General features: G+C 73.6%; 11 protein-coding genes. 4 read left to right on the top strand and 7 right to left on the bottom strand.

Annotation, left to right across the window (positions count from 1 at the left end):
* The first annotated feature begins 11 nt into the window (after nt 1-11).
* Nucleotides 12-1,799 carry a DUF423 domain-containing protein gene (locus ACLQ2W_RS19610; protein ID WP_425787667.1) on the top strand — a complete coding sequence of 596 codons (1,788 nt, stop codon included), beginning with the start codon at nt 12-14 and terminating at the stop codon, nt 1,797-1,799.
* A gap of 89 nt (nt 1,800-1,888) precedes the next feature.
* Nucleotides 1,889-2,578 (top strand): DUF4191 domain-containing protein, encoded by a 690-nt coding sequence (locus ACLQ2W_RS19605; RefSeq protein ID WP_107161604.1) that lies wholly within the window; start codon nt 1,889-1,891, stop codon nt 2,576-2,578.
* 62 nt (nt 2,579-2,640) lie between these two features.
* On the opposite strand, the gene ACLQ2W_RS19600 is transcribed toward ACLQ2W_RS19605, so the two are convergent.
* Complete coding sequence (locus tag ACLQ2W_RS19600; RefSeq protein WP_425787666.1) at nt 2,641-3,042, bottom strand: RDD family protein; 402 nt, start codon at nt 3,040-3,042, stop codon at nt 2,641-2,643.
* 192 nt (nt 3,043-3,234) lie between these two features.
* On the opposite strand from ACLQ2W_RS19600, the gene glnA reads away from it, so the two are divergent.
* Entirely contained in the window at nt 3,235-4,659 is a 1,425-nt protein-coding gene (gene glnA, locus ACLQ2W_RS19595) for a type I glutamate--ammonia ligase (RefSeq protein ID WP_107161602.1), read from the top strand.
* Nucleotides 4,660-4,737: 78 nt separating this feature from the next.
* Here the strand turns inward: glnA and mptB (ACLQ2W_RS19590) are convergent, their stop codons facing one another.
* The 3 genes from mptB (ACLQ2W_RS19590) to ACLQ2W_RS19580 form a co-directional block, all read right to left on the bottom strand.
* Nucleotides 4,738-6,201, bottom strand: coding sequence for a polyprenol phosphomannose-dependent alpha 1,6 mannosyltransferase MptB (gene mptB, locus ACLQ2W_RS19590; RefSeq protein ID WP_425787665.1), 1,464 nt, complete (start codon nt 6,199-6,201; stop codon nt 4,738-4,740).
* 11 nt (nt 6,202-6,212) lie between these two features.
* Nucleotides 6,213-7,616, bottom strand: coding sequence for a polyprenol phosphomannose-dependent alpha 1,6 mannosyltransferase MptB (gene mptB / locus ACLQ2W_RS19585; protein ID WP_425787664.1), 1,404 nt, complete (start codon nt 7,614-7,616; stop codon nt 6,213-6,215).
* Nucleotides 7,617-7,694: 78 nt separating this feature from the next.
* A complete protein-coding gene (locus ACLQ2W_RS19580) occupies nt 7,695-8,276 on the bottom strand; it encodes a helix-turn-helix domain-containing protein (RefSeq protein ID WP_425787663.1) in 582 nt (193 codons plus the stop codon).
* A gap of 230 nt (nt 8,277-8,506) precedes the next feature.
* Here ACLQ2W_RS19580 and ACLQ2W_RS19575 point away from each other — a divergent pair, with 230 nt between their 5' ends.
* Nucleotides 8,507-8,866 (top strand): hypothetical protein, encoded by a 360-nt coding sequence (locus ACLQ2W_RS19575; protein WP_425787662.1) that lies wholly within the window; start codon nt 8,507-8,509, stop codon nt 8,864-8,866.
* A 119-nt stretch (nt 8,867-8,985) separates the two neighbouring features.
* Here the strand turns inward: ACLQ2W_RS19575 and ACLQ2W_RS19570 are convergent, their stop codons facing one another.
* From ACLQ2W_RS19570 to ACLQ2W_RS19560, 3 genes are read right to left on the bottom strand one after another with little or no spacing between them, the layout of a single operon-like run.
* Complete coding sequence (locus ACLQ2W_RS19570; RefSeq protein WP_425787661.1) at nt 8,986-10,614, bottom strand: hypothetical protein; 1,629 nt, start codon at nt 10,612-10,614, stop codon at nt 8,986-8,988.
* Nucleotides 10,607-13,633 (bottom strand): bifunctional [glutamine synthetase] adenylyltransferase/[glutamine synthetase]-adenylyl-L-tyrosine phosphorylase, encoded by a 3,027-nt coding sequence (locus ACLQ2W_RS19565; protein WP_425787660.1) that lies wholly within the window; start codon nt 13,631-13,633, stop codon nt 10,607-10,609. Before ACLQ2W_RS19565 ends, ACLQ2W_RS19570 begins: the two co-directional genes overlap by 8 nt.
* A gap of 1 nt (nt 13,634) precedes the next feature.
* Nucleotides 13,635-14,402, bottom strand: coding sequence for a type 1 glutamine amidotransferase (locus tag ACLQ2W_RS19560; RefSeq protein WP_425787659.1), 768 nt, complete (start codon nt 14,400-14,402; stop codon nt 13,635-13,637).
* Nucleotides 14,403-14,431 lie beyond the last annotated feature (29 nt).

The following is a 14,431-nucleotide window of genomic DNA, read 5'->3' as shown; positions in this document are numbered from 1 at the left end:
TGATCGCAGGCATGACCGCCGGGGTACGCCAGGAGCCACGCGAGGCCGACCCGGCGCGTACGCCCCGGCGACTCCGCCTGCCGACGCTGCTCGCCCTGCTGATCGGCGGCGTCGGCGTCGGCTACCGGTTGGCGCTGCTGCTCGCCGACGCGCCGCCCACCAACAGCGACGAGGCGACCATGGGGCTGGCCGCCCTGCACATCGCGCGGGGCGACGCGTTCCCGGTCTGGTTCTACGGCCAGGCGTACATGGGCACGCTGGAGGCGTACCTGGCCGCGCCGCTGCTCGCGGTCGCCGGGCCGTCCGTGCTGGTGCTGCGGCTGCCCACGCTGGCGCTGTACGCGCTGTTCCTGCTGCTGTCCTGGCGGCTGACCCGCCGGCTCGGCGGCGACCGCTGGTACGCCCTGCTGGTCGTCGCCGTGCTCGCGCTCGGCGCGGACCGGGTGGTGAAGAACCAGCTCATCGCCGGTGGCGGCTACCCGGAGCTGAATCCGGCCGGGGCGGCGCTGGCGCTGCTCACGGTCGGGCTGTGCGTCGGCGGGCCGGGCGCGCGGCTGCCCCGCTGGGCGGCCTGGGGGCTGGTCGCCGGGGTGCTGCTCTGGGTCGACCCGCTGATCCTGCCGTACGTGGCGACGCTCGGCGCGCTGCTGCTGGCCTGGCGACGGCGGGAACTGGCCGGCCGCGCCGGGGCGGTGCTCGCCGGCGCGCTGCTACTGGGCGCCGCGCCGATGGTGCTGGACAGCCTGCGCCACGGTCGCAACCCGCTCACCGCGGTGCTGCGGGCCAGCGGCTCGGACGTGGCGGCGGGCTGGGCCGAGCGGCTGCACGGCGGGCTGGTCCTCGGCCCGTCGCTGGCGATGGGCTTCTGCTCCCCCGGTCACTGCGCGCCGTGGCAGCTCTGGTGGGCGGCGGTCTTCCCGGTCCTGCTGCTGATCGCCGCGTGGGCCGCATGGCGCACCCTGCGCGGCGCGGTTGCGCGCCCAGGTCTTGGACACGTTCCGTCCGCGGCGAACGCCACCTGTCCACGATCCGGTGACGATCCCGCCGGACCGGCGGATCGGCGGGTGTCGGCTGGCGTGCGGTTGGCGCTGCTCGCCGGCGCGGCGACGGTGCTGGCGGCGTACACGGCGAGCAACGCAGCCGGGCGGACGCCGATCGAGAGCAGCCGCTACCTGTCCTGTCTGGCGATCGCTGTTCCCGCCCTGCTCTGGCCGCTGTGGCAGGCCGCCCGCCCACTCGCCCGGCCGCTCGGCGGGCGGCTGGCCGGGCCGCTCGGCGGGCGACGCCAGTTCGGCGAGGTGGCGGTGTCGGGGCGGCCGGGATACCGCCACTTCCCCGACCTGGAGTCGATCAAGACCGCGGCGGCGACGGCCACTGTCGGCGGGGCGGCGGCGGTCGCGGTGCTGGCCGGGGTGCTCGGCACCGGGGCGAGTGCCACAGTGGACGTGATCCGGGCGGTGCCGGCCGTGCACGCCGAGGCCGACCGGCACCGGGCGCTCGTCGACATGCTCGGCGCGCTCGGCGTCCGGCACGTGCGGGGCGGCTACTGGACCTGCAACCGGATCGCGTTCGCCACCGGCGAGGACGTGGTCTGCGCCGTGGTCGACGACCGGCTGCGTCCCGGCTTCGACCGGTTGCCGGCGTACCGGCGGGCCGTCGCCGCGGACCCGGACGCGGGCTGGGTGGCCCCGGACGCCTCGCCACTTGCCGCACTGCTCGACCGGCGGCTCGGCACCGCACCGGGCACGCTCGACGTGGTCACCGTCGACGGCTGGCGGATCTACCTGCCCCGTCGCTGAGCGGGCCGAGCGGTCGTGGAGTGACCGGCCGGCACGGAACGGGTGGCCACGGATCAACCGGCCGAGCGCCGACCACTAGACTCTGCGGCATGGCAAAGCCCCAGGAGAAGGTCTCGTTCGGCCAGCGGCTGAAGCAGATCGGGATGGTGTTCAAGTTCACCGCCAAGCAGGACAAGTGGTTCGCGCCGCTGACCGCGGCGGCGGTGCTGATCCCGCTCGCGCTCACCGTGGTCGCGGTGCTCGCCTGGGGCTGGCTCTTCCTGCCCATCGGCATCCTGCTCACCCTGCTCGCCGTGCTGATCGTGCTCAACCTGCGCTCCAACAAGGCGATGATGAACGCCGCCGAGGGGCAGCCCGGCGCGGCGGCGCAGATCATGGAGAGCATGCGCGGCGACTGGCGGGTCACCCCGGCGGTCAGCTCCACCACGCAGATGGACATGGTCCACCTGGTGGTGGGCCGCCCCGGCGTGATCCTGCTGGCCGAGGGGAACGCGCAGCGTGTCCGGGGCCTGCTCGGCCAGGAGAAGCGCCGGCTGGCCAAGGTGATCGGCTCGGCCCCGCTGCACGACTACGTGATCGGTCAGGGCGAGGGCGAGCTGCCGGTCCGCAAGCTGCGGATGACGCTGATGCGGCTGCCCCGGTCCCTCTCGCCGAAGGACGTCAACGCGCTCGACAAGCGGCTCAAGGCGCTGACCGCCCGGCCGCAGATGCCCAAGGGCGCGATCCCGAAGAACATGCGGCCGGCGCGCGGCGCGTTCCGGCAGACCCGGGGGCGCTGACGCCCGGCGTACGCGGAGAAAGGAGCCGGCCCCGCGCGGGGTCGGCTCCTTCTCGTGTGCGGTCAGCGACGCGGCGCGTCGGCGACGACCGCGCCGGTGAGCCGGTCGTGCAGGCCACGGCGGTGCTGGTCCATGATCAGGGCCGGCACGACGAGGGACAGCAGCAGGCCCCGCAGCAGCCCGCGGACCAGCCCGATCCGGCCGCCGTCGGCCCAGGCGACGCAGCGCAGCCGGGTCAGGTACATGCCGGGGGTCTGGGCGAAGAGGCCGAGGAAGAAGCCGTACTCCAGGATCAGCACCAGGACCGGCGGCCACCCGTCGCGGACCGGGTCGGCGAAGGACCGGGCGACCATCAGGCAGAGCACCCAGTCGATGATCAGCGCGCCGAACCGGCGGCCGAGGCTCGGGGGCGTGAAGGCGGGATCGCTGGCGGGTGGCACCGGTGCGGCGGCGGTATCGGTCACGCGGCCAGGGTAGCGCCGCCTCGACGCCCACCGAAAAATCCGACAAGGCAGTCAAGGTCGGGCAGACCTCGCGGGCGATGACGCTCCGCTAGCGACGTAACACGGCGGAAACAGAGGAGACATGGCCGGGCAACCCCCCGGCCATAGCGTCGCCAAGAGTCAGCCACCGGAGTGGACCTGCCAGGAGGACGTGTGTTCGCCAATTCCGAGGAACTCCTGCGATACCTCAGCAACGAGGACGTGAAGTTCGTCGACGTACGTTTCTGTGACCTGCCCGGCGTGATGCAGCACTTCAACCTGCCGGTCGAGTCCTTCGACGACAGCGTCTTCACCGACGGCCTCGCGTTCGACGGCTCGTCGATCCGCGGCTTCCAGTCGATCCACGAGTCGGACATGCTCCTGCTCCCCGACGTCGCCACCGCGTTCATCGACCCGTTCCGCGCCCAGAAGACCCTCGCGCTCAACTTCTTCGTCCACGACCCCTTCACCCGCGAGGCCTACTCCCGCGACCCCCGCAACGTCGCCAAGAAGGCCGAGGCCTACCTCGCCGCCAGCGGCATCGCCGACACCGCCTACTTCGGCGCCGAAGCCGAGTTCTACATCTTCGACTCCATCCGCCACGAAACCTCCGCCCACCAGTCGTTCTACTACATCGACTCGATCGAGGGCGCCTGGAACACCGGCCGGATCGAAGAAGGCGGCAACCGCGGCTACAAGACCGCCTACAAGGGCGGCTACTTCCCCGTCCCCCCGGTCGACCACTACGCCGACCTGCGCGACTCGATCGTGCGGCGGCTCGTGGACAGCGGCTTCACCGTGGAGCGCTCGCACCACGAGGTGGGCACCGCCGGCCAGTCCGAGATCAACTACCGGTTCTCGACGCTGCTGCACGCCGCCGACCAGCTCCAGCTCTTCAAGTACATCGTGAAGAACGAGGCGTGGGCCGGCGGCAAGACCGCCACGTTCATGCCCAAGCCGCTGTTCGGTGACAACGGCTCCGGCATGCACACCCACCAGAGCCTCTGGCTCAACGGCGAGCCGCTGTTCTACGACGAGACCGGCTACGCCGGCCTGTCCGACACCGCCCGCTGGTACATCGGCGGCCTGCTGCACCACGCCCCCTCGCTGCTGGCCTTCACCAACCCGACCGTCAACTCCTACCGGCGCCTCGTGCCCGGCTTCGAGGCCCCGGTCAACCTGGTCTACTCCCAGCGCAACCGCTCCGCCTGCACCCGCATCCCGGTCACCGGCAGCAACCCCAAGGCCAAGCGCGTCGAGTTCCGCGTCCCCGACCCCTCGGCCAACGTCTACCTCGCCTTCTCCGCGATGATGATGGCCGGCCTCGACGGCATCAAGAGCAAGATCGAACCCCCGGCCCCCATCGACAAGGACCTCTACGACCTCCCCCCGGAGGAGTGGGGCGACGTCAAGCAGGTCCCCGGCTCGCTGTCGGCCGTGCTCGACTCGCTGGAGGCCGACCACGACTACCTGCTCGACGGCGGCGTGTTCACGCCGGACCTGATCTCCACCTGGGTCGACTGGAAGCGGGCCAACGAGGTCGACCCGGTGCGCCTGCGCCCGACCCCGCACGAGTTCGCGATGTACTTCGACTGCTGAGCACGCTCTCGTCAGCACCGGCCGGGCCGCCTCCGCCTTCCGCGGGGCCGGCCCGGCCGTTCCGCTGGCGGGCCGGTGTCAGCGCGGCAGGTGCCGGCGGCGCAGGCCGGCCCGGACACCGGCCACCACGACGACCACCACCAGCACCGTCATCAGCACCGCGCCGGGCGCCTTGGTGAACCGGGCCAGGTTCGTGCCGTCGGGCAGCGTGAGCACCGAGGCCACCGCGCAGGGCGCCACGAACCAGACGGTCCGGGCCGGCGACACCACCGCCACCGCGAGCAGGGCCAGCGGCCAGACCGCGTACCAGGGGTGGAAGACCGGGGCGAGCAGCACGGTGGCGGCCAACGCCAGCCCGGCCCCGAACAACGTCACCCGCTGCCGATCCGCGCCCGACCGGCGCAGCGCCGTCCACGCCCCCCACCAGAGCGCCACCAGCAGGCCGGCCAGCAGCACCAGCCCGACCATCCGGGTCACCGGCACCGCGTGCGGGTCACGCCCGACCCACTCGCCGGCGTAGTCGATCACGAAACCGACAGCGGTCGGCGGCGAGGTCCACTGCTGCGAGTCGCCGCTGCGGCCGAGCCCGTCCACCCAGCCCAACCCGAGGCCGGTGGCGAGCGAGAGGACCAGCAGCGTGCCGAGTACCGCCGCGGCCAGCCGGCCACCGTCGCGCAGCAGCGCCCGCCAGGTGTGCCGGCCGGACACCGCGGCGAGCGCCGCGAACGGCAGCACCACCACGGCGACCGCCTTCACCGCGACCGCCAGGCCCAACAACACGCCGGCCACCAGCAGCGCGCGCGGCGTGCCCGGCCGGCGGACGAGCGCCAGCAGCCCGAGCAGGAGCAGCCCGAGCGCGAGCGCGTCGTTGTGCGCGCCGGCCACCAGGTGCACCCCGACCAGCGGGCAGGCCAGCACCAGCCAGGCCGCGCGGCGGGCCGGCACCCCGGCGGCCCGGGCCAGGCCGGGCAGGGCGGCGGCGACCAGCAGCACCCCGGCCACCGCGACCAGCCGCAGCAGCACGATCGCCCCGACCAGGCCACCGCCGGCGAGCACCGCCAGCCCGGCCAGCAACACGAAGAACGGCCCGTACGGCGCGGGCGTGTCCCGCCAGATCGGCGACACCGAACCGGTCCACGGGCAGCCGGCCGCCGCCACCCCCACCCGGTACGGGCTGACCCCCTGCGTCCAGGTCCAGCCCTGGCAGGCGTACGAGTAGACGTCGCGGCTGCCCAGCGGCGGCGCGGCCAGCAGCGGCAGCGACCAGAGCCCGGCCGTCAGGTACGCCCACCGGCCCGACGGGGCACCCCAGCGCAGCGACCACCAGGCGCCGACCAGCAGCACGGTCCCCACCAGCCAGCAGGCGAGCGTCACCGGCCCGTGCGGGGCCTGCCAGAGACCGGCGAGCGTGGTACGCGGCGGCGCGTCGGGCAGCGCCCCGCCCAGCCAGCCGGCGGCGGTGAGCAGGACCGCGCCGACGAGTCCGGCGTACCGGGCGAGCGCGGCGGCCACCGGCCGCACCGGCGCGTCGGGCTCGCTCACCGGCACACTCCTCACTCCACCGGAACCGGCTGCCGCCCCTTCCGAGCCGACCGTACCAACCACACGACCAGCACTATCACGAACAGCGTCATCAGCGGCGCACCCGGCATCTTGGTGTAGCGCGGCAGGCCCGTGCCGTCGGGCAGGATGAGGAACGACGCCACCAGGGCGACCACGAGGTACCACTTCTGCCGCCCCGGAGCGGTGGCCGCGAGCACAGCCAGCGGCCAGGTCCAGTACCAGGGGTGGACCACCGGCGAGAGAGCCACCGTCAGGGCCAGAGCCAGACCTGCGTGATACAGCGGGTCACGGGTGCGAGCGCGCCACCAGAGCCAGACCAGCAGCACGGCCAGGAGCGCCACGGCGATCCCCCGGGTCACCGGGAGCGCGTCGACGTGGACACCGAACGGTGCCGTGACGTACCCGACGGTCTGTCCCACCGCCGTCGGCGGTGAGGTCCAGGCGACCGCAACGCCGCCCTGCGACAGTCCGCCGACCCAGCCGAAGTCCAGGCCACCGGCAATCGTCACGCCGACGACGGTGGCCACCGCGCCGCCGACCACCCACCCGCCGTCGCGCACCAGCGTCCGGATCCGGTACGGCCCGACCATCGCCACCAGCGCGGCGAACGGCACGACGACCAGCGCGGTCACCTTGATGGCCACGGCGATGCCGAGCAGCACCCCGCCCGCGAGCAACGGGCCGGGGCGACCCGGCCGGGACGCCACCACCGCCAGTCCGGCGACCAGCATGCCGACCATCAGCGCGTCGTTGTGCGGCCCGCCGATCAGGTGCACGGCGACCAACGGGCAGGCCAGCACCAGCCACACCGCCCGCTCGGCCGGTACGCCGCAGCGGCGGGCCAGCACCGGCACCGCGTACGCCGTCAGCACCACCCCGACCAGGGCGAGCAGCCGAAACGACACGATGCTGGCGGTGAGCGAGCCGGTGGCCTTCACCACCGCACCGGCGATGACGACGAAGAGCGGACCGTAGGGGGCCGGGCTGTCCCGCCAAATGTAGGAGACGGTGTCCAACCACGGGCACGGCAGGGCCGAGACACCCTGCTCGTACGGGCTGATCCCGGCCGCATAGCTGGCTCCCTGGCACGCGTACGCGTAGACGTCCCGGCTGCCGAAGGGGGGTGCGAGCAGGAGCGGCGTCAGCCAGAGCGCGGCGGTGACCAGAGCCCACCGCACGGACGGCACCCGGTCGCGTAGCGACCACCAGGCCCAGGCCAGCAGCGCGGTGCCGACAAACCAGGCCAGGACGATCAGCGAGCCGTGTGGCCCTTGCCAGATCTTTACCGGGTTCGTCCGCAACGAAGAATCGGTCAGGGCCCCCCCGAGCAGGGCGGCCAGTGCGAGCAACAGGGCCCCGGCCAGGCCGGTCCAGCGTGACAGGTGGGGAGACACGTCCGTCATGCTGCCAGCCCCGCCCCGTCCACCCATCATCAGGATCGACCAAGGCGACCCCGACGGGGCAACCCCGCCTCAGTGCTGTGGCTGACCGAGGTGGGGGGCCTTCGCGACCTCCTCCCACAGTGCCACCAGGTCGGAAGTCTCTTCGGAACACGCAGCCACCAGGTAGAGCACAGCGTGTTTCGGCAACGGCTGCTGACCGTTCAGCCAGCGCTCCCAGGTGTGTCGACTGACATCGGTGAGCTCTTCCAGTCGAACCGCGTCCAGCCCTGACCTGTCCACCAGACCATGGACCCGGATCGCCAGCCGGCAGGTGGTCCCGGACAGGGCACCACCCCGCCGTGGTCCGTGTTTCGAAACGGCGGTCTCCGAAGTCCGCGCCCGGGGTCTGGCCGCATGCGACCTGGCCGCCTCCCGCCAGAGTGCGACGAGTCGGGCGGCGTCCCCGCCACACACGGCACTCATCCGCTCCACCGCCTGCCTCGGCGGCAACTGTTTGCCATTCAGCCATCGTTCCCAGGATGACCTGCTGTAACTGGTTCGTTGACCAAGTCGAGTAAGGCTCAGGGAGGCACTGTCTTTGAGCAACCGCAACTCGACGAACAGGCATTCCGCCGCTACAGAAAGGCCGGCAGGCAAACTCTTCCATCGCATCCCAATCCCCCGCCCACATTTGCCACGCCACGAACAAGCATGGCGTCCCTCGATGTCCCGGAACGTTCCGCAAGTGTAGCGGCATGGCAGCCACAGTGCCATACTCTGATGCATCGGTCAGCAGATGAAACGGGGTTCTCCTGCCAGGAAGCATCTGGAAAGAATTGGCAGCAGACAGTTTCCATGAAGCGCCGAAGGCAGAAGTAGGCTATCCAGAATGGAGTTCCAACATGTCGAAGAAGGGTCGCTTCGCCTTGGCGGGCGCGGTGCTCACAGTCCCGTTCGTTCTCGCCGCACCGGGCGCGGCGCAGGCGCACGCCACGTGTCTGGAACTCCCCGGCCGCGCAACCGGTTGCGTCACCACCAGCCATACCGGCGTCTCGGTCTGTGATTCCGCGGCGGACGGCTGGGGCGCGCGGACGTGGTACAAGACCACCAATGGCGTCACCGACCACGTCGGCGACGCCGACGGCTCGGGTGGCTCCTGCGGCTCCGAGTCCCCGCTGGGTGGCGGTTCGATCACTTCGTATCGCGTGTGTGCGGGCCCGAACAACACTGACCGGGAATGCACGCAGTGGGTTACGGCGTAACCAGCGACTACGCATTCAGGCATCTGCCACAAAATACGCCCGCCAACGGATTCAATCTGTTGGCGGGCGCCGCTTTACCATATCAGGAACCCCATTTCACGCCGGATGCGCCACGCTGATCAACAGTGATTTTTCGCCCGGACATCGCTGGAAACCGAAAAGGCACCGGGAACGCGCACCTGGACGTCTGTCCAGCCGTCCGGGCCCGGCCGCAGGCACCCGCCCGGCCCGTCAAGGGAAAGCCAGCGCGACCACCGTATGCGGATCGGCACGTTACCGACGCGGTCCACGGTGAACCGCAGCCGGGCCTGACCCGAGGCCGCCAACGAGCCCGGTGCACCCACCAACGGTGTGGGGTCGGACACCGCGTACAGTCGCCAGTTCGCGTCACGCCAGACCTCACGCAGGTAGGACTGACTGGCGAGCACCAGTTCGGCCTCGTCCCGACCCCACCGGTCGGGCGGCGCGTCCGGTGCCACCGCGACGTACTGGACCGCGTTGCGGCGCAGCCACTCCTCGTACGAATCCGGGGTGAGACCGTCGGAATAGAAGAGAGCATTGCGATCGGTGTCGACCTGCCGTTCCCAGCCACGTGCCAGCGGTACCGCCGGCGGCAGATACGCCGACTCCCAGTGGTCGCGCAGCGGCACCACCTCGACCCGACCTACCGGCTGCCGCCGGCCCAGCTCCTCGGCGAGCGGGCGGTGGAACTCGGCCGCGCTCTCCGGCGAACCGGCGCGGGTGACGTCGCTGACCATGATCGGGTTCTGCCACCAGACAGTGGCCGCGAGCAGGCCGGCCAACCACCGGCCGGGCAGCGGAGCGAACCCGGCAATCAGCGGCAGCGTGAATAGCATTGGCAGACGCAGCGCGTTGGACCCGACCGGGCTGGGCAGGTAGTAGGCACCGACCAGCAGCAGCACGGCAAGTACCGCGCCGATCCGTAGGGCGCGGCGCCGGGGCACCGCGACGAATGTCAGCACCGCCAACGCCACGTTGACCCGCATCGACTCGGCCGAGTAGGGCTGGGTCCCGCCGTTGCCGAACAGCACGGCCATCGGCCCGAGCGCGATCGCCGGTGCGAGACAGAGCACCAGGCTCTCGGCCAGCGGGCGGTCGGCCCGCCAGCCGCCAACAAGCGGCCGGCCCGGTCCGTCGCCCCGGCGCAGCGCGGCCAGCACCAGCGCCGCGCCGGCCAGCCCGGTGAAGAGCCCGGCGACCGGGCTGGCCCAGGTGGCGGAGGCGGCGAGCAGGGCGGTCAGGGCCAGTCGCGCCCTCCAGGCGGGCCGCTCGGCGCTGGCGGCGCAGAGCGCGAGCAGCCCGAGCGTGAGCCCGACGGCGAAGGTGACCCGGCCGCTGGCCAGGTTACCGACCAGCACCACTCCGCCGAGCACCCCGGCCAGCGCCGGCCGGCGGGCCCGGTGCCGGACAAGCAGCCAGCCCAGGGCCGCCGCCCCCAGCACGGCGGCCAGGGCGCCCAAGGGCCGCACCCCGAGCCAGGCGCCCAGCCGGGCGGTGAACAGGCTGTAGCCGTACTGGTTCACCCCGCCGTACCAGCCAAGGTCGATCGGCGCGCCGCCGTGCCGGGCGACGAACCCGGCGCGGGCTTCCTGCGCGGCGAGGTCGGTGCCCATGGGCGGGGCGAGCAGGAACGCCACCGAGAGCAGCAGCGCCGCCGCGACGGCCGGAAACCAGCCAGGCAAAAAACGATGGTCGGCCCGCGCCGGGCGGTCGAACTCGTCAGACATCGAGGGCCCGCTCCATCGCGGTCCGGGCGTGCCGGGCGGTGCGGAGATATCCGTCGAGGAACTCGCCCGGGTCCTCGTGGCCGAGCAGGCGCACCACGCCGGCCAACTCCACCCCGTGCCGGGGCAGTTGGTCGCCGGCCCGGCCGCGCACCAGCATCAGCGCGTCGCGGACCTGCGCGGCGAGCGTCCAGCCGGCGGCCAGCTCGGCCGCGTCGTCCGGGTCGAGCAGGCCGGCCTCGCGGGCCGCCGCGAGGGCGTCGAGGGTACGGGTGCCGCGCAGCGCGGGCAGCCGGCCGGCGTACCGGAGCTGGAGCAGTTGCACGGCCCACTCGACGTCGGCGAGCCCGCCCCGGCCCAGCTTGGTGTGGGTGGCCGGGTCGGCGCCGCGGGGCAGCCGCTCGGTCTCCACCCGCGCCTTGATCCGGCGGATCTCCACCACCTGCTCGCGGCTCAGCCCGTCGGCCGGGTAGCGCACCGGCTCGACCATCGCCTCGAACTCGGCGCCCAGGTCGGCGTCGCCGCAGACGAACCGCGCCCGCAGCAGCGCCTGCGCCTCCCACACCTTCGACCAGCGCGCGTAGTACTGCGCGTACGCGGCCAGGCTGCGGACCAGCGGGCCCTGCCGGCCCTCCGGGCGCAGGTCGGCGTCGACGCCGAGCGGCGGGTCGGGCGCCGGCGCGGAGAGCAGCCGGCGCAGTTCCTCGGCGATCGCGTGCGCGGCGGCGCTGGCGGCCCCGGCCGCGCTCTCGTCCGCCCCGGGCGGCGGGTCGTAGACGAACAGCACGTCGGCGTCGGAGAGGTAGTTGGACTCGTACCCGCCGAGCCGGCCCATGCCGATCACGGCGAAGCGCAGGCCCGGTGGCCCGGGTTGGGCGACCCGGGCGGCGCGCAGCGCGGCGGCCAGCGTGGCGTCGGTGACGTGGGAGAGCGCGGTGCCGACCGCGCTGACGTCCACCACCGTGGGACGGCGTGCCCCGCCGCCCGGCGGGCGTGGGGTGAGCGGGGCGAGCGACCCGGCCCGGCTGAGCACGTCGGCGGCGGCGATCCGGACCAGCTCGCGGCGGCGCAGCGCGCGGACCGCCCGGGTGGCCTCGACCGGGTCGTCGTGTCGGGCCGCCGCCGCCACGAAGCCCTCGACGAGCGTCTCCCGGGGACGCGGGGTCAACTCGCTGTCCTCGGCCAGCAACCGCAGCGCCTCCGGCTCCCGGGCCAGCAGGTCGGCCGCGTACCGGGAGGAGGAGAGCACCCGGGCCAGCCGGCGCGCGACCGGACCGGAGTCGCGCAGCAGGCGGAGATACCACGGGGTGCTGCCGAGCTTGTCGGACACCTGCCGGTAGTTGAGCAGGCCGCGGTCCGGCTCCGGGGCGTCGGCGAACTCGTCGAGCAGCACCGGCAGCAGCGTGCGCTGGATCGCGGCGGTGCGGCTGACGCCGCCGGTGAGCGCCTGGAGGTGCCGCAGCGCCCCGGCCGGGTCGGCGAAGCCGAGCACCTCCAGCCGGTGCCGGGCCGCCTCCGGGGTGAGCCGCAGCCCCTCGGCCGGCACCCGGGCCACCGACTCCAGCAGCGGCCGGTAGAGCAGTTTCGCGTGCAGTCGGCGTACCTCGGTGGCGTGGGTGACCCACTCGGCGCGGAACTCCTCGACGGCGCTGCGGCCCGGGGTGGCCGCGTAGCCGAGCGCGGCGGCGAGCCAGCGCAGCGCGGCCGGCTCGGTCGGCACGGTGTGCGTGCGGCGCAGGCCCTGGAGCTGGAGCCGGTGCTCGACGGCGCGCAGGAAGCGGTAGCCGCGCAGCAGCGCCTCACCGTCGGCGCGGCCGACGTAGCCGCCGGCGACCAGCGCGCGCAGCGCCGGCAGGGTGCCCGGCACGCGCAGCGACTCGTCGCCGCGGCCATGCACGAGCTGGAGCAGTTGGACGGCGAACTCGATGTCGCGCAGCCCGCCCGGGCCGCGCTTGATCTCGCGTTCCAGCTCCTTCGGCGGCACGTTGTCGAGGATCTTGCGGCGCATGGACCGGACGTCGGAGACCGCCTCCGGCCGCTCCGCAGCGGTCCAGACCAGCGGGGCGAGCGCCGCGATCCACTCCCGGGCCAGCGCCACGTCACCGGCCGCCGGGCGGGCCTTGAGCAGCGCCTGGAACTCCCAGGTTCGGGCCCAGCGCTTGTAGTAGGCCAGGTGGCTGGCGAGCGTGCGGACCAGCGGACCCCGGTTGCCCTCCGGGCGCAGCGCGGCGTCGACCGGCCACGCGACCAGCCCGCAGATCCCGATCAGCCGGGTGGCGACCTGGGTGGCGGCGATCAGGTCGTCGTCACCGGCGGCGACGAAGATGACGTCGACGTCGGAGACGTAGTTCAGCTCGTCGCCGCCGCACTTGCCCATCGCGACCACCGCGAGCCGGGGCGGGGCGGTGCCCTCGGGCAGCTCGTCGACCGCGATGTCGTAGGCGGTGGCCAGCGTGGCGTCGGCCAGGCCGGACAGCGCGGCCATGGTCTGCTCCAGGCCGCGCCCGCCGGTCAGGTCGGCCGCCGCGATCCGCAGCAGCGCCAACCGGTACGCCTGCCGCAGCAGCGGGACCGCGCCGGTGAGCGTGGTCAGCTTGGCGGCGGCGGTCAGGTCGAGCCGGCCGTCGGCGGTCGGGGCGAGCCCGTCCGGCTCGGTGGCCAGCACCGCCCACTGCCCGGGGTTGGCGACCAGGTGGTCGCCGAGCGCCGACGACGCGCCGAGCACGGCGACCAGCCGGCGGCGCAGGCCGGGGTCGGCGGCGAGCGCGTCGCGGACGGCGACCTCGTCGCCGTGCTGCCGTTCCGCCTCGACGAGCCGGTGGAGCTGGCGCAGCGCCAGGTCCGGGTCGGCGGCCCGGGAGAGCGCGGTGAGCAGCTCGACGGCCTGGTCGTCGGTGGGTTCCTGGGTGTCCGGCCGCCACAGGCCGAGCCCGTCCGGGCCGAGCAGGTCGACGGCGCGTGGGCCGGTGTCGCTCTCGGCGAAGCCGTAGCGGGCCAGGCGCCCGCGGGCCGGCCGGGTCACCTCACGCCCCGAGCAGCGGCAGGCTGCGGCGCGGGCTGTCGTCGCCGAGTTCGCCGAGCGCGAGCGCGGCGAACCGGACCGCGAACGGCTGCCAGGCCTCCTCGACGTCGGCCATCGCCCGGTCGCACGCGGCCACCACCAGCTCCGGGTCGTACCCCAGCTCGGCGAGCGTGGCCGAGTCGCGCGACCACTCGGCGATCATCGCGGTGTCGCACTCGATGTGGAACTGCAAACCCCAGGCCCGGTCGCCGAGGCGGAACGCCTGGTGCGGGTAGCGGGTGGACGCGGCGAGCAGCGTCGCGCCGTGCGGCAGCTCGGTGATCTCGTCGGCGTGCCACTGGAGCACGTCGGGCATCAGCGGCACGAAGCGGAACAGCGGGTCGGTCTCGGCGGCGTCGCGCCGGCCGACCACGGTGGGGCCGACCTCCGGCCCGGACGGGCTGCGCTCCACCCGACCGGCGTGCGCGGTGGCGAGCAGTTGCGCGCCCAGGCAGATCGCCAGCGTGGGCAGCCGGTGGCGGACCGCCTTGCGCAGCAGCCCCTCCAGCGCCGGGAACCAGGGCGCGCCCGGGCTGTCGTCGGCCAGCGGATAGGCCTGCTGGTCGCCGCCGAGCACCACCAGGGCGGCGTACCCGTCGAGGTCGGCGGGGAGCGCGTCGCCCGCGTGCGGGCGCAGGACGTGCAGCTCCAGACCCCCCTCGGTGAGCCACTCCCCCAGTCGGCGGAGGTCGTCGGTCGGGTCGTTCTCGATCACCAGCGCGGTCGCCACGACGTCGAGGCTAGCCGGTACGCCCGACA

Origin of the sequence: Micromonospora sp. DT227 (assembly GCF_049841835.1) — a bacterium.
Lineage (GTDB): Bacteria > Actinomycetota > Actinomycetes > Mycobacteriales > Micromonosporaceae > Micromonospora.
Note: the sequence above shows the minus strand (reverse complement) of the source record. Positions and strands in the feature narration are given on the sequence as shown.